The following is a 15,325-nucleotide window of genomic DNA, read 5'->3' as shown; positions in this document are numbered from 1 at the left end:
ACAAGGATTTTGTGGCGTAGAATTAACTGATATTACCCACAGGAACTATAACGATGAATAAAGCCACCGGCCCAGTCCAGGCGTTTCCGCCCAGCGCCATGAAGCTTTCCGAACTCATCGGCGCCTTGAGCTACGCGCTCGATATCACCGAGGGCCAGCCGGACGGCCATTGCGTGCGCTCCTGCTGGATCGGCATGCACATCGGCCAGGCCATCGGCCTGCCGCGTGAAGAACTGTGGGAGCTGTATTACACCCTGCTGCTCAAGGACCTGGGCTGCAGCAGCAACGCGGCGCGCATCTGCGAGCTGTATCTCACCGACGACCGGAATTTCAAGCGCGACTTCAAGCTGGTGGGCGACAGCCTGCCGCAGGTGCTCTCCTTCGTGCTGTCCCATACCGGCCTGAAGGCCGGCCTGGCCGAGCGCTTCCGCAGCGTGATGACCATCCTGCGCGACGGCCCTACCATCGCGCAAGGCCTGATCGCCACCCGCTGCCAGCGCGGCGCCGAGATCGCGCGCCTGCTGCGCTTTTCCGAAGGGGTTGCGGCCGGCATCTATTCGCTCGACGAGCATTTCAACGGCAAGGGCAAGCCCGCGGGCCTGGCCGGCGAGGCCATCCCGGTGTATGCGCGCATCGCGCTGCTGGCCCAGGTGATCGACGTGTTCAACACCTCGTCGGGACGCGACAGCGCCATGAAGGAAGTACGCAAACGCGCCGGCAGCTGGTTCGACCCGCGCCTGGCGGCGGCCTTCGAGCAGGTAGCCGCCGCCCCGGCCTTCTGGGACATGCTGGCATCGAAAGACATCGACCAGGCCGTGTTCGCGCTGGAGCCGGCCGGCCGCGAAGTGCCGCTGGACGACGACTACCTCGACGACATCGCTACTGCCTTCGGCCAGGTGGTCGACGCCAAGAGCCCCTATACCAGCGGCCACAGTGCGCGCGTGGCGCTGTACACCGACCTGATCGCGGAAGAACTCGGCATGGGCGCGCAGCAGCGCCGCTGGCTCAAGCGCGGCGCGCTGCTGCACGACGTCGGCAAGCTGGGCGTGAGCAACAGCGTGCTGGACAAGGCAGGCTCGCTCGACCGCGACGAATGGGACGCGGTGCGCCAGCATGCGCAGTACACCGAAACGATCCTCGGCCGCATCCACGCGTTCGCGGGCCTGGCCCGGATCGCGGGCGCGCACCACGAGCGCCTCGATGGCACCGGCTATCCGCGCGGCCTGAGCGGCGAGGAGATCGGCATCGAGACCCGCATCATCACCACCGCCGACATCTTCGACGCCATCACCGCCGAGCGCCCCTACCGCGGCGCGATTCCCGTGCCGCAGGCGCTGGAGATGATGGAAAAGACCGTCGGCAGCGCGCTCGACGCGGACTGCTTCGCCGCGCTGAAGAAGGCGATGGCGCGCCTGCCGATGGCGGACGCCGCCTGACGGCGCCTCAGCCCGCACCCCTCCCGCAGCGGCAAGGCGCCCGCCTTGCCCGCATCTCCCCGCAGCCTGCCTGCACCCCGCCTGTTGCATGAAATCTTCTTGTCATAGCAAGATTTGACAAACATCGCCCAAACGATGACGACACAATGCCTTCACACGAGAGACGCCGAACGTCCAGGCACGGCCGAAGGCTGAAGTGAAGCGGTTCCGGCCCGTCGCCGAACCACCAACCTGATTTTGGGAGACAACATGAACGAGATGAAGGCAGGGCAGTACAAGCGCACCGCGATCGCGGCGGCAGTAGCGGGCGTCATCATGGGCTTGGCCCCGCAGGCAGCCGCCCAGGAAGCGGTGGAGCCGCAGACCGTGGTGGTGACCGGCGTGCGCGCCGCGCTCGAGCAGTCGCTGCGCCAGAAGCGCAATGCCGATGCCTTCGTCGAAGTGGTCACGGCCGAAGACATCGGCAAGATGCCCGACAAGAACGTGGCCGACGCGATCCAGCGCCTGCCCGGCGTGAACACCCAGTCCTCGGCCGGCGGCGAAGGCGGCTTCGGCGAGAACGACCGGGTCAGCCTGCGCGGCACCAGCCCGAGCCTGCAGCAGACCCTGTTCAACGGCCACGCGATCAGCACCGGCGACTGGTTCCTGCTGAACCAGATCGGCGGCAATGTCGGCCGCTCCAGCAGCTTTTCGCTCCTGCCTTCCGAGCTGGTGGGGTCGATCGTGGTGCAGAAAAGCCCGACCGCCGACTTGGTCGAAGGCGGCGTCTCCGGCGCCATCAATGTGATCACCCGCCGCCCGCTCGACTTCCGCCAGCAGCTGACGGTGGAAGGTTCGGTCCAGGCCAACTACAACGACTTGTCCGACAAGGCGCAGCCGCATCTGTCGGGACTGGTGAGCTGGAAGAACGCCGCCAATACCGCCGGCGTGCTGGTGCAGGCGTTTTCGGAAAAGGCCACCGTGCGCCGCGACGGCCAGGAGATCCTCGGCTATACGCCGATCAGCGCTACCAGCGCCGCAGCGATCGCCAACCCGGCGCTGGCGGGCGTGGCCATCCCGACTTTCATCGGCGCCAGCCTGTTCGAGCAGACCAAGAAGCGCCAAGGGGGCGCCTTCGACATCGAGGTGCGTCCAATGCAGGGGCTCTCGCTCGACCTGAACGGCTTCTATTCGAAACTGGAAGCGCCGCACCTGAACACCAACTGGCTGGCGGCGCCCGCCAATTCGATCAACAGCCTGAACCTGATCCCGCAAAACCCGGTGGTGCGCAACAACACCCTGGTGGCGGCGGCCTTCACCCGCAATGCGGGCGAGGTCGACAACATCTACCGCCCCGACGCCGGCGGCGAGTCCTGGTACCTCGACTTCAACGGCAAGATGCGCGTGAGCGACCAGCTCACCGTCTCCGGCAAGCTCGGTAAAACCCATGGCGTGGGCTGGGACCGCGACGACGTCTTCTACCAGAACAACGTGGACGGCGGCATGGTGTACGCCCTGAACGGCCTGTCGCCGGCTTCGGTGAGCTACCCGGGCGGGAACACGACGTCGCCGGGTACCACGGCCTGGGCCGGCGGCGGCGAAGCGCAATCGGTGGACCAGGAAAAATACGCGCAGCTCGATGGCGAATGGCGGGTGCGCGATTCCAGCCTGCAGGCGATTCGCTTCGGCGCGCGCTGGACCGACCACCATCGCACGGCCGAACACCCGCTGGAAACCCGCCCCGGCCCGAACGGCTTCACGGCGCCGGGCCCGGCCTGGAGCGGCCAGATGTACCCGTCCGACTTCGCCAACGATTTGGGCGGCAATCTCTCGTCGAACTACTTCAAGTACGACGGCGCCGCCCTGGGCGCCTGGGGCGCGGCGCCGGGCAACCGCCTGCTCGACTACACCCTGCGGCACAACTGGATGGACGAATTCCAGGTCGGCGAGAAGACCGCGGCCCTGTATGCGATGGCGGACTTTGGCGGCGACAACTGGAGCGGCAACATCGGCCTGCGCGCGGTCGAGACGCGCCAGACCACGGTGGTCAACCTGCCTGGCGGCCCCAGCCCCATCACGGGCTCGGCCTTCGGCCCCTACACCCCGACCACCTTCAAGCGCAGCTACCGCGACTATCTGCCGAGCGTGAACGTGAAATACGAGGTGACGCCGCAGCTGGTGGTGCGCAGCGCGCTGGCCAAGACCATTGCGCGTCCCGACTACAGCGCGCTGGGCGGCTCGGTCTCGCTCAACGACGACGCCCTGAGCGGCAGCGGCGGCAACGTCAACCTGGAGCCGGTGCGCTCGACCAATTTCGACCTCGGGATGGAGTGGTACTACGCGCCCAAGGCGCTGCTCTCGGCCGGCTTCTTCTACATGGACCTGCGCTCGATCGTGGCCCAGGGCACCTCGACCGGCACCTATTACAACAACAAGCGCAGCGCCCAGGCGGTCTACCAGATCACCTCGCCGTTCAACACGACCGGCACCAACAAGGGCATGGAACTGAGCTGGCAGCAGCCCTTGTGGGGCAATTTCGGCACGCTGGTGAACTACACCCACGCCGACGGCGAGCTCGATGACGGCGGCGAGCTGCTGAACTCCTCGAAGAACACCTGGAACGTGACGGGCTATTTCGAGAACGAGCGCTTCTCGGCGCGCCTGGCCTGGAACTACCGCTCGAAGTACAAGGCCGGCGTGGACCGCGGCGCCAGCCAGCACGTGGACAGCATGCCTTCGCTGGCGGCCTCGCTCAACGTCAAGCTCACCGAGCGCCTGACCCTGACCTTCGATGCGCTGAACCTGACCAACGAGACGATCAAGATGTATGCCGAGAACGAGGACCGCCCGCGCGCGTTCTACTCGAACGGCCGCACCTTCTACGTCGGCATCCGCGGCAAGCTGTAAGCCGGTCCCACCACGGCGGGCGCCCCGGAACGGGCTGCCCGCCGGCTGCACAAGACCCATCATGATCCCGACTACGGACCTGCCGGCAGGCGGCCCGGCGATCGCCATCGCCTGGGAATGCCTGAGCAACTTCACGCGCGACGACGCGTTCACCGCGCGCCTGGCGCTGCGCAACGATACCGGCGCGCCGATCGCGCCCGGCTGGCGGCTGTGCTTCAATACCTGCCGCAAGGTGCTGCCGGAGAGCGTGAGCGCCGGCCATGCGATCGTCCACGTCAACGGCGACCTGTTCTGCCTGAGCATGCCCGGCGCCGGCGCCTGGATGCCGGGCGACAGCTTGGTCGTGGAATACGAGGCGCTGCACTGGGCCATCAGCTTCACCGACGCACCCCTCGGCTTTTACCTGCTGCCGGGCGACGGCGGCGCGCCGCTGGACCTGGGCGACCCGGAGATCGCGCCCTTCGTGCGGCCGGAGCAGCGCCACCGGATGCGCGGCGACCTGTTGCCGACCGCCGACGCACCGTGGCGCTTCGAGCAGAATGCCGCCCTGTACCGTCTGCCCGAGGCAGGGGTAGGGCGCATCACGCCGCGACCCTTGTCGGCCCAGTTCGACGGTCGCCGCTGCCTGCTGTCGCGCCACGCGCCGCTGAGCTACGACGGCGCGCTGTGGAACGAAGCGTCGCTGCTGGCCTCGATGCTGGGCAGCCTGCCCGGACTGGTGCCGGGCGGCTCGGCCGACGTCTTGCTGGAAGTCGGCGCCATCGAGGGCCTGGATGGCGACGCGCCCGAAGCCTATCTTCTCGATATCGAGCCGGGCAGGGTGCGCATCCGCGGCGCCAGCCCGCATGGCGTGTTCAACGCCATCCAGAGCCTGGGCCAGCTGCTGGGCCAGGGTGGCGAACTGCCGACCGGGCGCGTGCTGGACGCCCCCCGCTTCGGCTACCGCGGCTTCATGCTCGACGTCGCGCGCCACTTCGCCGACGTGACGACGGTGCTGCGCCTGCTCGACTGCATGGCCAGCTACAAGCTGAACCGCTTCCACTTCCACCTGACCGACGACGAGGGCTGGCGCCTGGCGATCGGCGCGCTGCCCGAACTCACCGCCATCGGCGCGCTGCGCGGCGTGGCGCCCGGCCGGCCCTGCCTGCCGCCGTCCTTCGGCTCCGGGGCCGACATCGACGGCGCCGGGGGCAGCGGCTTCTACACGGCGTCGGACTTCGTCGCCATCCTGCGCCACGCGCACGCGCGCCACATCGAGGTCATCCCCGAGTTCAACATGCCTGGCCATGCGCGCGCCGCGGTGGTGGCGATGCGCGAACGCTACCTGCGCCTGCTGGCCGCCGGCGAGCCCGAAGCGGCTGAACGCTTCCTGTTGCACGACCCGGACGACGCGTCGGTCTACGAATCGGTGCAGCTCTGGCACGACAACGTGATCTGCATTGCGCTGCCCTCGGTCGACCGCTTCATCGAGACCGTGGTGGGAGAGGTCTGCCTGCTGTTTCGCGAAGCCGGGGTGCCGCTGCGCACCATCCATACCGGCGGCGACGAAGTGCCGAAGGGCGCCTGGCTCGGCTCCCCGCGCTGCCGAGCGCGCATGCGGGAACACGGCTGGACCGGGGTGCAGCAGCTGCACGACGATTTCACCGAACGCTGCCGCGCGATCCTGGCGCGCCATGGCGTGGCCTTCGCCGGCTGGGACGAGACCGCGCTGGTGCACCAGGACGGCCGCATGCTGCCCAACCCGCGCTTTGCCGGCGCCGGCCTGCAGGTCTATGTCTGGAACAATGCCTGGGGCGCCGGCCAGGAAGATTGCGCGCACCGGCTGGCCAATGCCGGCTACGAGGTGGTGCTGGCCAATGCCGCCAACCTGTACTTCGACCTGGCCCATGCCAAGCATCCGCAGGAGCCGGGCTATTACTGGGCCGGCTTCGTCGACACCCGCGACGCCTTCGGCTTTTGCCCGTTTGACGCAGGGGCGATGGCGGGCACCGATGCGATGGGCAGGGCGCTCGACCCTCGCATGCTCGCCGCGCTGCAGCCGCTCGACGCGGCAGGCCGGCGCCGCATCAAGGGCCTGCAGGGCCAGCTGTGGGGCGAGAACGTGCGCACCCGCGCGCGGCTCGACTACCTGGCGCTGCCGCGCCTGATCGGCCTGGCCGAGCGGGCCTGGACCCAGGACCCGGCCTGGCAGGACATCCGCGAGCCGGACCGGCGCGCGGCCCTGGCGCTGCGCGACTGGAACGAATTCGCCAACCGCCTCGGCCAGCGCGAGCTCCCGCGCCTGGACCGCGCGCGCCAGCCCTGGGACTACCGGCTGCCGCCGCCGGGCGCGGTGGTGCGCGGCGGCGTGCTGCATGCGAATGTCGCCTTGCCGGGGCTGGCGCTGCATTACACTGTCGACGGCAGCGACCCCTGTGTGCGCGGCTTGCGTTACGATGCGCCGGTGCCGGTGTTCGGCGCGGCGCAGGTGAAACTGGCCAGCTTCGACACCCGCGGCCGTGGCAGCCGCATCGTCACCCTCAACCTGGCCCCGACCGTGGAGTCGCCATGACCGCCATGCACGAACTCCCCGCCGCCTCGCATCAACCTGCGCGCAAGCGCCACCCGCTGGCCTGGGTGCCGACCCTGTACCTGGCGCAGGGATTGCCCTTCTACGCGGTGGCCCTGGTGGCGGGCCTGATGTTCAAGTCGATGGGCGTGCCCAACGACCAGATCGCGCGCTGGACCGGCGTGCTCGGGCTGGCCTGGGTTTTCAAGGCGCTGTGGAGCCCTTTCCTGGAGCTGGCGCGCAGCAAGCGCGGGGTGGTGGTGACTTTCCAGCTGGCCGGGGGCCTGGCCTTGGCCGCGGTGGCGCTGGCGCTACAGCTGCCCGGCTGGTTCGGCCTGGCGATCGCGCTGTTCGCGGTGGTGGCCATCGCCTCGGCCACGCACGACATCGCGGCCGACGGCATCTATATCGCCAGCCTGGACGGGCGCCAGCAGGCTGCCTACGCCGGCTGGCAGGGCGCGTTTTTCAATGCCGCCAAATTCCTGTCGCTGGGCGCCCTGGTGATGCTGGCCGGGCACCTGGAGCAGCACATGGGGCCCGCCCAGGCATGGGCGGTGGTGTTCGGCCTGCTCGGCGCACTCATGGCGGGCCTGGGCCTGTACCACCTGTGGGCCTTGCCCGCGGCGGCGCCGGTGGCGCGCCCCGGCGGCGGTGCGCGCGGCGCGGCCGCCACGCTGCTGGACGTGATCCGCGCCTTCTTCGCCAAGCCGGGCATCTGGATGGCGATCCTGTTCATCATTTTGTTCCGCGCCGGGGAAGGGCAGATCCAGACCATCGGCCCGCTGTTCCTGCGCGACGCGCGCGCCCTGGGGGGCCTGGGCTTGACGACGGCGCAAGTGGGCGCCGTGTATGGCACCGCCGGCACGGTGGCCTTCCTGGCCGGCAGCATCGCGGGCGGCTATTTCACCGCCTACCTGGGCTTGCGGCGCGCGATGCCCTGGCTGATCGTGGCGATGAACCTGCCCAATGCCGTGTTCTGGTACCTGGGCACGGCCCAGCCGGAGTCGCTCGGCGTCATCGCCGCCGCGCTGGGACTGGAGATGTTCGGCTACGGTTTCGGCTTCGTCGGGGTGATCCTGTTCATTATGCAGGTGGTGGCCAGCGGCCCTTACCAGACGGCCCACTATGCGCTGGGCACCGGTTTCATGCAGCTCGGCTTCGTGCTGTCCAAGATGGTGAGCGGCGACATCCAGCGCTGGCTTGGCTACCGCGATTTCTTCCTGTGGGTGCTGGCCTGCGCACTGCCGGTGCTGGTGCTGAGCCGTTTCATGCGGCTCGAAACCGGCGGAGAGAAAGAAGTCAGCGCTTCTTGACCGGCAGGGCCAGGTAGCCGCGCCACTGGCCGGCGCCGTCGCGCTCGACCTTCTGGATGTGCGGGCGCGTGCTGTCCAGGCGCCAGGCCGCCTGGCGGTCGAGCCAATCTTCATACATCGACCGGAAGCGCGGCCACTCGTGGCGGAAATCCAGGCAGGCGTAGGCCCCGGCCGGCAGCACGCGCATGCCCAGGCCCGCATCGGCGGCCGCGCCCGCGTGGCCGAAGTCGTAGCAGTATTCGTCTTCGCCGGTAAAGCCCGGGTCTTCGTCGAACACCCCATACCAGGGGGCGCCGGGCGCGATGCCGTGCCGGCGCTCGGCCTCGCAGATGAAGCCATGGCAGGCGATCGACAGCGCCGCCCCGGACTGGCCGAAGAAGCGCTGGTAGCGCAGCGTCACCGCCGGCAGCGTGCGCACCTCGATGCGCGCGGCCACCGTGCCCGGCTCGGGCGCGCAATACGGCGCCAGGATCACGTCGAGGTTGCCCGGCTCCGCGACAAAGAAACTGACGTCGCTCTCGCGCCCGACCTGCTGGTCCATGTAGGCGCGCCAGCCGCCTTCGCGCCAGGCCTTGGCGGACATCGCGAACTGCTGCTTGAAGGCCTTGGCGAAGGCCGCATTGGACGGAAAGCCGCAATCCTGGGCGATGCGCCCGACCGGCACGTCCGGCTCATGGCGCAGCTGGTGCGCGGCGCGGCGCAGGCGCCGCTTGCGCTGGTATTCGACGGCCGAAAAGCCGGTCAGCTCGCGGAAGATGCGGTCGAAGTGGAAGCTGGAGTAGCTGGCCGATGCGGCCAGGCCATCGAGCGCCAGCGGTTCGCCAACCGAGTCGAGCATCAGGTCCATGACTTCGTACAGGCGCGACACGCGCGACGGCGCCTTGGTAGTCATGGGGTCGCGCCCGCAATGGCGGCGAAAGCGAATAGCAGGCGTGGCGCAAAGCGGCAAGGCATCGCAGGAGAAGGTTGCTGTAGTTACAGGGATTATGCGGCAAATACGATGTCGTGGCGAAATAGTTGAGGCGATTGCACCACAAGGCCCTTGCCGGTCGCATGCCTGCTCCGGCTGCCCGGCATGGGCTCTCGCCGGGAAGGATAGCCGCAGCCTGGCAATGGTTTGCTATGCTAGCGGCTTGACGGCGGCCGGCAGGGTGCTGGCCGGCATTCGAAGGAGCAAGAACATGGTGTCGCTGGCGGAGCAGTTGCTCAAAGCAGGTCTGGTAGACAAGAAGAAGGTCCAGAAGGTCACGCAGGACAAGACCAAGCAGAAAAAGATCGAGCGCCGTACCGGTACCGAGTCGGTCAACGAATCGCGCGAGGCCGCGCTCGAGCTGCAGCGCAAGAATGCCGAGCGGGCGCGCGAGCTCAATGCCCAGCGCGACGCGGCGGCCCAGCAGAAAGCCGTGGCGGCGCAGATTGCCCAGCTGGTGCACACCAACCGCCAGCCGCGCGGCGCCGGCGACATCGCCTACAACTTCACCCACGGCACCAAGATCGAGCGCATCCACGTCTCGGCCGCCGTGCAGAAACACCTGGTGGCCGGGCGCCTGGCGATCGTGTTCCTGAACGGGACCTATGAGCTGGTGCCGAAGGTCATTGCCGCCAAGATCGCCGAGCGCGATCCGGCCATCGTGATCCAGGTGAAGCAGGCAGTCAACGAGGTCGACGCGGACGATCCGTATGCCGATTACCAGATTCCGGACGACTTCACTTGGTAATCCGGGCCAGCCTTGCCATCTGCGCCGCCACCTCCGGGTGGCTTTTTCTTGCCTGAATGCAGCGCACAAATGGCATTTGTACTCATATTCGGCATATTTTTGCGCTACACTCTGTATGTCTCGGGTTTGTCGCGGGACATATATTTAAAATACAGGTTCAACGGCGGGTCAGATGATCGAAAAAACGGATGAGAAGCAGGACGGGCAGCGGCAGGTAACCTACCGTAGCGGCGTGGCGGCGCGGCTGGCCGGCTTGCCGGTGGAAACCTTGCGGGTGTGGGAGCGGCGTTATGCGTTGTCCGATACCCAGCGTTCGCCGCACGGGCAACGGCTCTATACGGCCGAGCAGGTGCGCCGCCTGGGCCTGCTCAAGCAGCTGGTCGACCTCGGCCATCCGATCGGCGTGCTGACCGAGCTGCCGGTCGAACGGCTCGAGGAAATGATCGCGCCGGACGCGTCGCGCGCGGCGGACGTCAGCGGGCCGATGCGTACCCTGGTGGTCGGCGACAGCCTGGTGCGCCGCATCGCGGCCAGCGGCCGTGACGGCCGCGCGCTCCAGGTGCAGCGCCACTGCGCCCGCCTAGAAGGGGTGGCGGCGGTTGCCGACGGCCTGGGCCTGGACGTGCTGCTGATCGAGGCGTCCGAGCTGAACGACGAGACGGTGCCGCAAATCGCGGCGGCGCGCGACATCACGCGGGCCACGGCCGTGGTGGTGCTGTACCGCTTCTGCGGCAGCGCTACCATCCGCGCCCTGCGCGAGCAGGGTTGCCTGGTGGCGCGCGTGCCGGCCGAGATCGGCGAACTGGTGCTGCTGTGCCGCTCGGCCCTGGCCGGGCAGGGCTTGCCGGCGCCCGAGCAGGCAAGCGAGCAGATCGCGCCGCGCCGCTTCGACGACGAGATGCTGGCGACTATTATTGCCGCCGGCAACCGCCTGTCCTGCGAATGCCCGCGCCACCTGTCGGACATCCTGATGATGGTCGGCAGCTTCGAGCGCTACAGCGCCCAATGCGCTTCGCGCAACCAGGAAGACGCGCGCCTGCACCACGAGCTGGGGCTGGCCGCGGCCCGGGCGCGCATGGTGCTGGAAGGTGCGATGGAAAGGCTGGCGCTGGCCGAAGGCTTGCCGCTGCCGGGCAAGGCGGCGTAAGCACGCTGCCTGAAGGTAACGCTGATGGGCCTGGCTGACGCCAGGCCTTTTTTTTGCCTGTGCAATAACCTAGCGGGAATAGAGCCAAAAAGTCGTTTGATTTAGGCCACGCGCGCCTGCTTTGGCGTGCATGACCCCTACCGCGCGGCGCCGATGCGGCGCATGATCGTTGGTCGGCTTGCCGTCGCCACCTGCGCTGTGGCGCCGAGGCCGCTTCTTCAATCCCGACCGGTAGAGAAATCATGCGACGACTTCCTCGAAACCTTTTACAAAGCAGCGGTGCAGCCTGGCTATCCCTCCTGCTGCTGGTCCTCGTGCTGGCGGTGGCCGGCGCGGCGCGCGCCCAGCAGGCTGCTGCAGCGCTGCCCACGGCCTATCGCGTCGTCAACCTCGGCGCCGATCCGCTCAGCGCATTACCGAAGATCAACGCCATGGGCCAGGTGTCGTTCTCGCTGAACCCGGGCGCCGGCTCGCGCGGCTATTTCTATAACGGCCATGCGGTGCAGGACATCGGCACCCTGGGCGGCGCCGAGACCCTGGCGGTCGACCTGAACAATGCAGGACAGGTCACCGGCGGCTCCATGCTGGCGAACGGCAACGAGCACGCCTTCGTCTGGACGGCCGGCGGCGGCATGCGCGACATCGGCGTGCTGCCGCAGGCGAGCTTTGCGCGCGCCGCCGCGATCAACCGGCAGGGCGTGGTCACCGGCACTTCCGACGCGGTGCCGTCCTTCCCGCCGCGCGCCTTCCGCTGGAGCGCGGCCGGCGGCATGGAAGACCTCGGGGCCCTCACGCCTGGCTCCGGAAGCTTTTCCTCGGGCACGGCGCTCAACGATGCCGGCCTGATCACCGGCAGCTCCACCAGCGCCAGCATGAGCGGGCATGCCTTTGCCTGGACGCGCGGCGGCGGCCTGCTCGATATCGACACCCTGGGCGGCCTCGACTCCATCGGCGTGGCCGTCGGCGCCGGCGGGCACGTGGCCGGCAACGTGATCCTCGACACCAGCTTCCTCTACCATGCCTTCCTGTGGACGCCGGGCGGCTCGATGAAAGACCTGGGGACGGCCGGCGGCACCGAATCCTTCGTCAGCGCGATGAGTCCCGGCCTGCACATCGCAGGCATCATCAACCTGCCCGACGGCACCCAGCGCGCCATGTCCTGGACCCGCGCCACCAGCATGCGCAACCTGGGCACGCTGGGCGGCGCTACCTCCTTTGCGCTCGGCATCAACGGCCTCGGCCAGATCGTCGGCCTGGCCGAAAACCGGGCCGGCGAAGCGCGCGCCTTCGCCTGGACCGCGCAGGGCGGCATGGTCGACCTCAACAAGCGCCTGCGCAAGGCGCCGGCCGGACTGGTGCTGGACAACGCCATCGCCATCAACGACAGCGGCGCCATCGTGGCGAGCTCGAATGCGGGCCTGGTGCTGCTCAAGCCGGTCATGGCCAGCAAGAGCGAGCTGGCCGGCGGCCCCGTGGCCGGTCCCATCGTGCTGCCGGCCGTGGCCAGGGCCGGCGTGGCCTTGCAGGCAACCCTGGCCTTCGTCGACGAAGACCGGGCCGGCACGCGCAGCGTCAGCTGGTCCTGGGGCGACGGCAGCGGCGCCCAGGCGGGCCGGGTGGCCGAGGCCAATGGCGCCGGCAGCGCCAGCGCCGGCCACAGTTTTGCCGCTCCCGGCATCTACCGGGTCGCCGCCACCGTGACCGACGGCAGGGGCCGCAGCACGACCGTGAGCCGCAACGTCGCGGTGGCGGGGCCGTCCGGCAGCATGGTGGCGGGAAGCGGCGCCATCATGTCGCCGCCCGGCGCGCTCCGGCGCCAGCCCTCGCATGCGGGGCCAGCGGCGTTCAGCCTGGTCGCGCCCTCGGCCGCCAATGCCGGCCTGCCGGCCCGGCTGCAGTTCGACCTGCCGGGCTGGAACTTCCGCAGCGACAGCATCCGGTTGCTGGGACGGCAGGGGACGCAGCACGTGTTCGAGGGCAGCGGCAGGCTCCAGGGCAAGGACGGCTACCGGTTCAGGCTGGCGACGGATCCCGGCGCCGCGGGCGCGGCAGGGCGGTTCGGGCTCAGGATCTGGCATACCGATCCGGCCAGCAAGGCAGACGTAGTCGACTACGACAATGGGCGTGCGCCCACTGCCGCGCGAAGCAGCCGGCTGCGCAGCGGCAGCATCGTGCTCGACTAGCTGCCGGCCCGATGGCGCGGCGCCATAGCGTGCAGGACGCCTTGGCGATGTATGGTCAAATGACAGCCTGGCCGGCTCTTCCTGGGGGGAGAGCAGACAGGCCGCTCATTTCGGAGGACATCATGACGAACGCATTCAAGGCTGGCGACAAGGTGACTTGGCAATCATCCCAGGGCACCGTGCACGGCACCATCAAGAAGAAGCTGACTTCGCCCACCGACATCAAGGGGCACCACGTCGCGGCCTCGCCCGACCATCCGGAATACCTGGTCGTGAGCGACAAGACCGGCGCCGAAGCGGCGCACAAGGCGGATGCGCTCAAGAAGGTGTGAACCCCGGAAGGCAGGCGCGGGACGCCGCCCGTTTCCGGCGGCGCCTGTGATAATGTGGCCTTCTTGCTATGTTCACACGATGGAGAGCCAGATTGAAACACCTTAGCTTCGTGCTGTTGGGCCTGGTGGGCGCATGCGCCCAGGCTGCTGAAACCCCGGTCATCGATCCACAGCGCCTGGCGCGGGACGTCAAGGTCCTGTCGTCGGACGCGTTCGAAGGCCGCGGCCCGAACACCCCCGGCGAGACCAAGACCGTCGATTACCTGGTCGAGCAATTCAGGGCGGCCGGCTTGCAGCCCGGCGGCGACCTGCAAGGGGGCAAGCGCAGCTGGACCCAGGACGTGCCGCTCGGCCGTTTCGAGATCAAGGGTCCGGTCCAGCTGACCCTGGTCGACGCCAAGGGCAGCCGCCAGCTGGTGCAGGGCGAGGACATGGCAGTGCGCGCATCGATGAGCGGCGCGAAGCAGGTCGACTTCAAGAAGGCCCCCCTGGTGTTCGTGGGCTATGGCGTCACCGCCCCCGAGCGCAAGTGGGACGATTTCAAGGGCATGGACCTGAAGGGTAAGCTCGCAGTGGTCTTGATCAACGACCCGGACTTCGAGACGGGCCAGGGCGAGTTCGGCGGCAAGGCAATGACCTACTACGGCCGCTGGACGTATAAATTCGAGGAAATGGCGCGCCGCGGCGCACTGGGCACGATCATCGTGCACGAGACCGCCCCGGCATCCTATGGCTGGCCGACGGTGAAGAACTCGAACACCAACACGATGTACGACATCGTGCGCAAGGAGCCGCGCAAGGCGCATGCCCCGATGGAAGCCTGGATCCAGCGCGACCTGGCTGCCAACATGTTCAAGGCAGCCGGCCTGGACTTCGAGGCCCTGAAAAAGCAGGCGCAGGCACGCACCTTCAAGCCGGTCGAGCTCAAGGGCGTGACCCTGTCGGCCAACTACGCGGTCGATGCGCAGGTGATCAAATCGAAGAACGTGGTGGCAATCCGCGAAGGCAGCAAGTTACCGAAGCAAGTCGTGATCTATAGCGGCCATTGGGATCACCTGGGCGTGGGCCAGCCCGATGCGAAGGGCGACAAGATCTACAACGGCGCGGTCGACAATGCGACCGGCATCGCCGCCTTGCTGGAACTGGCGCGCGCCTACGGCAAGGCGCCGGCGCCGCAGCGCAGCGTCGTGTTCCTGGCCTTGACAGCCGAAGAAAAGGGCCTGCTCGGTTCCGAATACTACGCGTCCAATCCGGTCTATCCGCTGGCCACGACGGTCGCCCTGATCAACATGGATGCGCTGAACCCGCGTGGTCCTTCGCGCGACTTCAATATCTCGGGCAATGCCAAGCTGGACCTGCTCGACCAGCTGGTCGCCAAGGCCAAGGCGGCGGACATCAGCTACTCGCCGGATCCGAAGCCGGAAGCGGGTTATTTCTTCCGCTCCGACCACTTCCCATTCGCAAAACGCGGTGTGCCGGCCATTTCCTTCGGCTCCGGCAAGAACTGGATCGATGGCGGAGACAAGGCCGGCCAGGCCGCCGAGGACGACTATACGGCCAAGGCCTACCACCAGCCGGCCGATGAATTCGACCCGAGCTGGACCTTCACCGGCATGGCGCGCGACCTCGGGCTGCTGTACTCGCTGGGCCTGGACCTGGCCAATGGCAAGACCTGGCCGAACTGGTCGGTCGATTCCGAGTTCCGCGCGGCGCGCGACAAGTCGGCAGCCGAGCGCAACTAACCCGGCGCCGCCTCTCGGCG

General features: G+C 68.1%; 10 protein-coding genes. 9 read left to right on the top strand and 1 reads right to left on the bottom strand.

The annotated features are described in order from the left end of the window. The first annotated feature begins 53 nt into the window (after positions 1–53). The 4 genes from AC3XQU_RS11195 to AC3XQU_RS11180 all read left to right on the top strand — a co-directional run bounded on the left by AC3XQU_RS11195 (position 54) and on the right by AC3XQU_RS11180 (position 8,183). Positions 54–1,436, top strand: coding sequence for an HD-GYP domain-containing protein (locus AC3XQU_RS11195; RefSeq protein ID WP_489874242.1), 1,383 nt, complete (start codon positions 54–56; stop codon positions 1,434–1,436). A gap of 249 nt (positions 1,437–1,685) precedes the next feature. Continuing rightward, complete coding sequence (locus AC3XQU_RS11190; RefSeq protein ID WP_489874241.1) at positions 1,686–4,322, top strand: TonB-dependent receptor; 2,637 nt, start codon at positions 1,686–1,688, stop codon at positions 4,320–4,322. Between the two features lie 61 nt (positions 4,323–4,383). Further along, positions 4,384–6,873, top strand: a complete 2,490-nt coding sequence (locus AC3XQU_RS11185) for a family 20 glycosylhydrolase (protein WP_489874240.1) — start codon at positions 4,384–4,386, stop codon at positions 6,871–6,873. Further along, positions 6,870–8,183 (top strand): MFS transporter, encoded by a 1,314-nt coding sequence (locus tag AC3XQU_RS11180; RefSeq protein ID WP_489874239.1) that lies wholly within the window; start codon positions 6,870–6,872, stop codon positions 8,181–8,183. The genes AC3XQU_RS11185 and AC3XQU_RS11180 overlap by 4 nt, the downstream gene beginning before the upstream one ends. On the opposite strand, the gene AC3XQU_RS11175 is transcribed toward AC3XQU_RS11180, so the two are convergent. After that, positions 8,170–9,075, bottom strand: a complete 906-nt coding sequence (locus tag AC3XQU_RS11175) for a helix-turn-helix domain-containing protein (protein WP_489874238.1) — start codon at positions 9,073–9,075, stop codon at positions 8,170–8,172. The two genes, AC3XQU_RS11180 and AC3XQU_RS11175, sit on opposite strands and share 14 nt — an antisense overlap. A 289-nt stretch (positions 9,076–9,364) precedes the next feature. Between AC3XQU_RS11175 and AC3XQU_RS11170 the strand changes: the two genes are divergently transcribed. From AC3XQU_RS11170 to AC3XQU_RS11150, 5 genes are all read left to right on the top strand, one after another. Continuing rightward, complete coding sequence (locus AC3XQU_RS11170) at positions 9,365–9,901, top strand: DUF2058 domain-containing protein (protein ID WP_489874433.1); 537 nt, start codon at positions 9,365–9,367, stop codon at positions 9,899–9,901. A 172-nt stretch (positions 9,902–10,073) separates the two neighbouring features. Then, complete coding sequence (locus AC3XQU_RS11165) at positions 10,074–11,048, top strand: MerR family transcriptional regulator (RefSeq protein WP_489874237.1); 975 nt, start codon at positions 10,074–10,076, stop codon at positions 11,046–11,048. A gap of 242 nt (positions 11,049–11,290) precedes the next feature. Beyond that, positions 11,291–13,231 (top strand): PKD domain-containing protein, encoded by a 1,941-nt coding sequence (locus AC3XQU_RS11160; RefSeq protein ID WP_489874236.1) that lies wholly within the window; start codon positions 11,291–11,293, stop codon positions 13,229–13,231. Between the two features lie 122 nt (positions 13,232–13,353). After that, positions 13,354–13,563 (top strand): hypervirulence associated TUDOR domain-containing protein, encoded by a 210-nt coding sequence (locus AC3XQU_RS11155; RefSeq protein ID WP_489874235.1) that lies wholly within the window; start codon positions 13,354–13,356, stop codon positions 13,561–13,563. Between the two features lie 92 nt (positions 13,564–13,655). Next, the gene (locus AC3XQU_RS11150) at positions 13,656–15,305 is read left to right on the top strand and encodes a M28 family metallopeptidase (protein WP_489874234.1); all 1,650 of its coding nucleotides are present in this window, start codon (positions 13,656–13,658) and stop codon (positions 15,303–15,305) included. Positions 15,306–15,325: the final 20 nt, after the last annotated feature.

This window comes from Telluria sp. AZSoR62 (genome assembly GCF_058111565.1).
The sequence above is the reverse complement of the archived record's forward strand: the minus strand, read 5'-3'. Positions and strand labels throughout refer to the sequence as shown.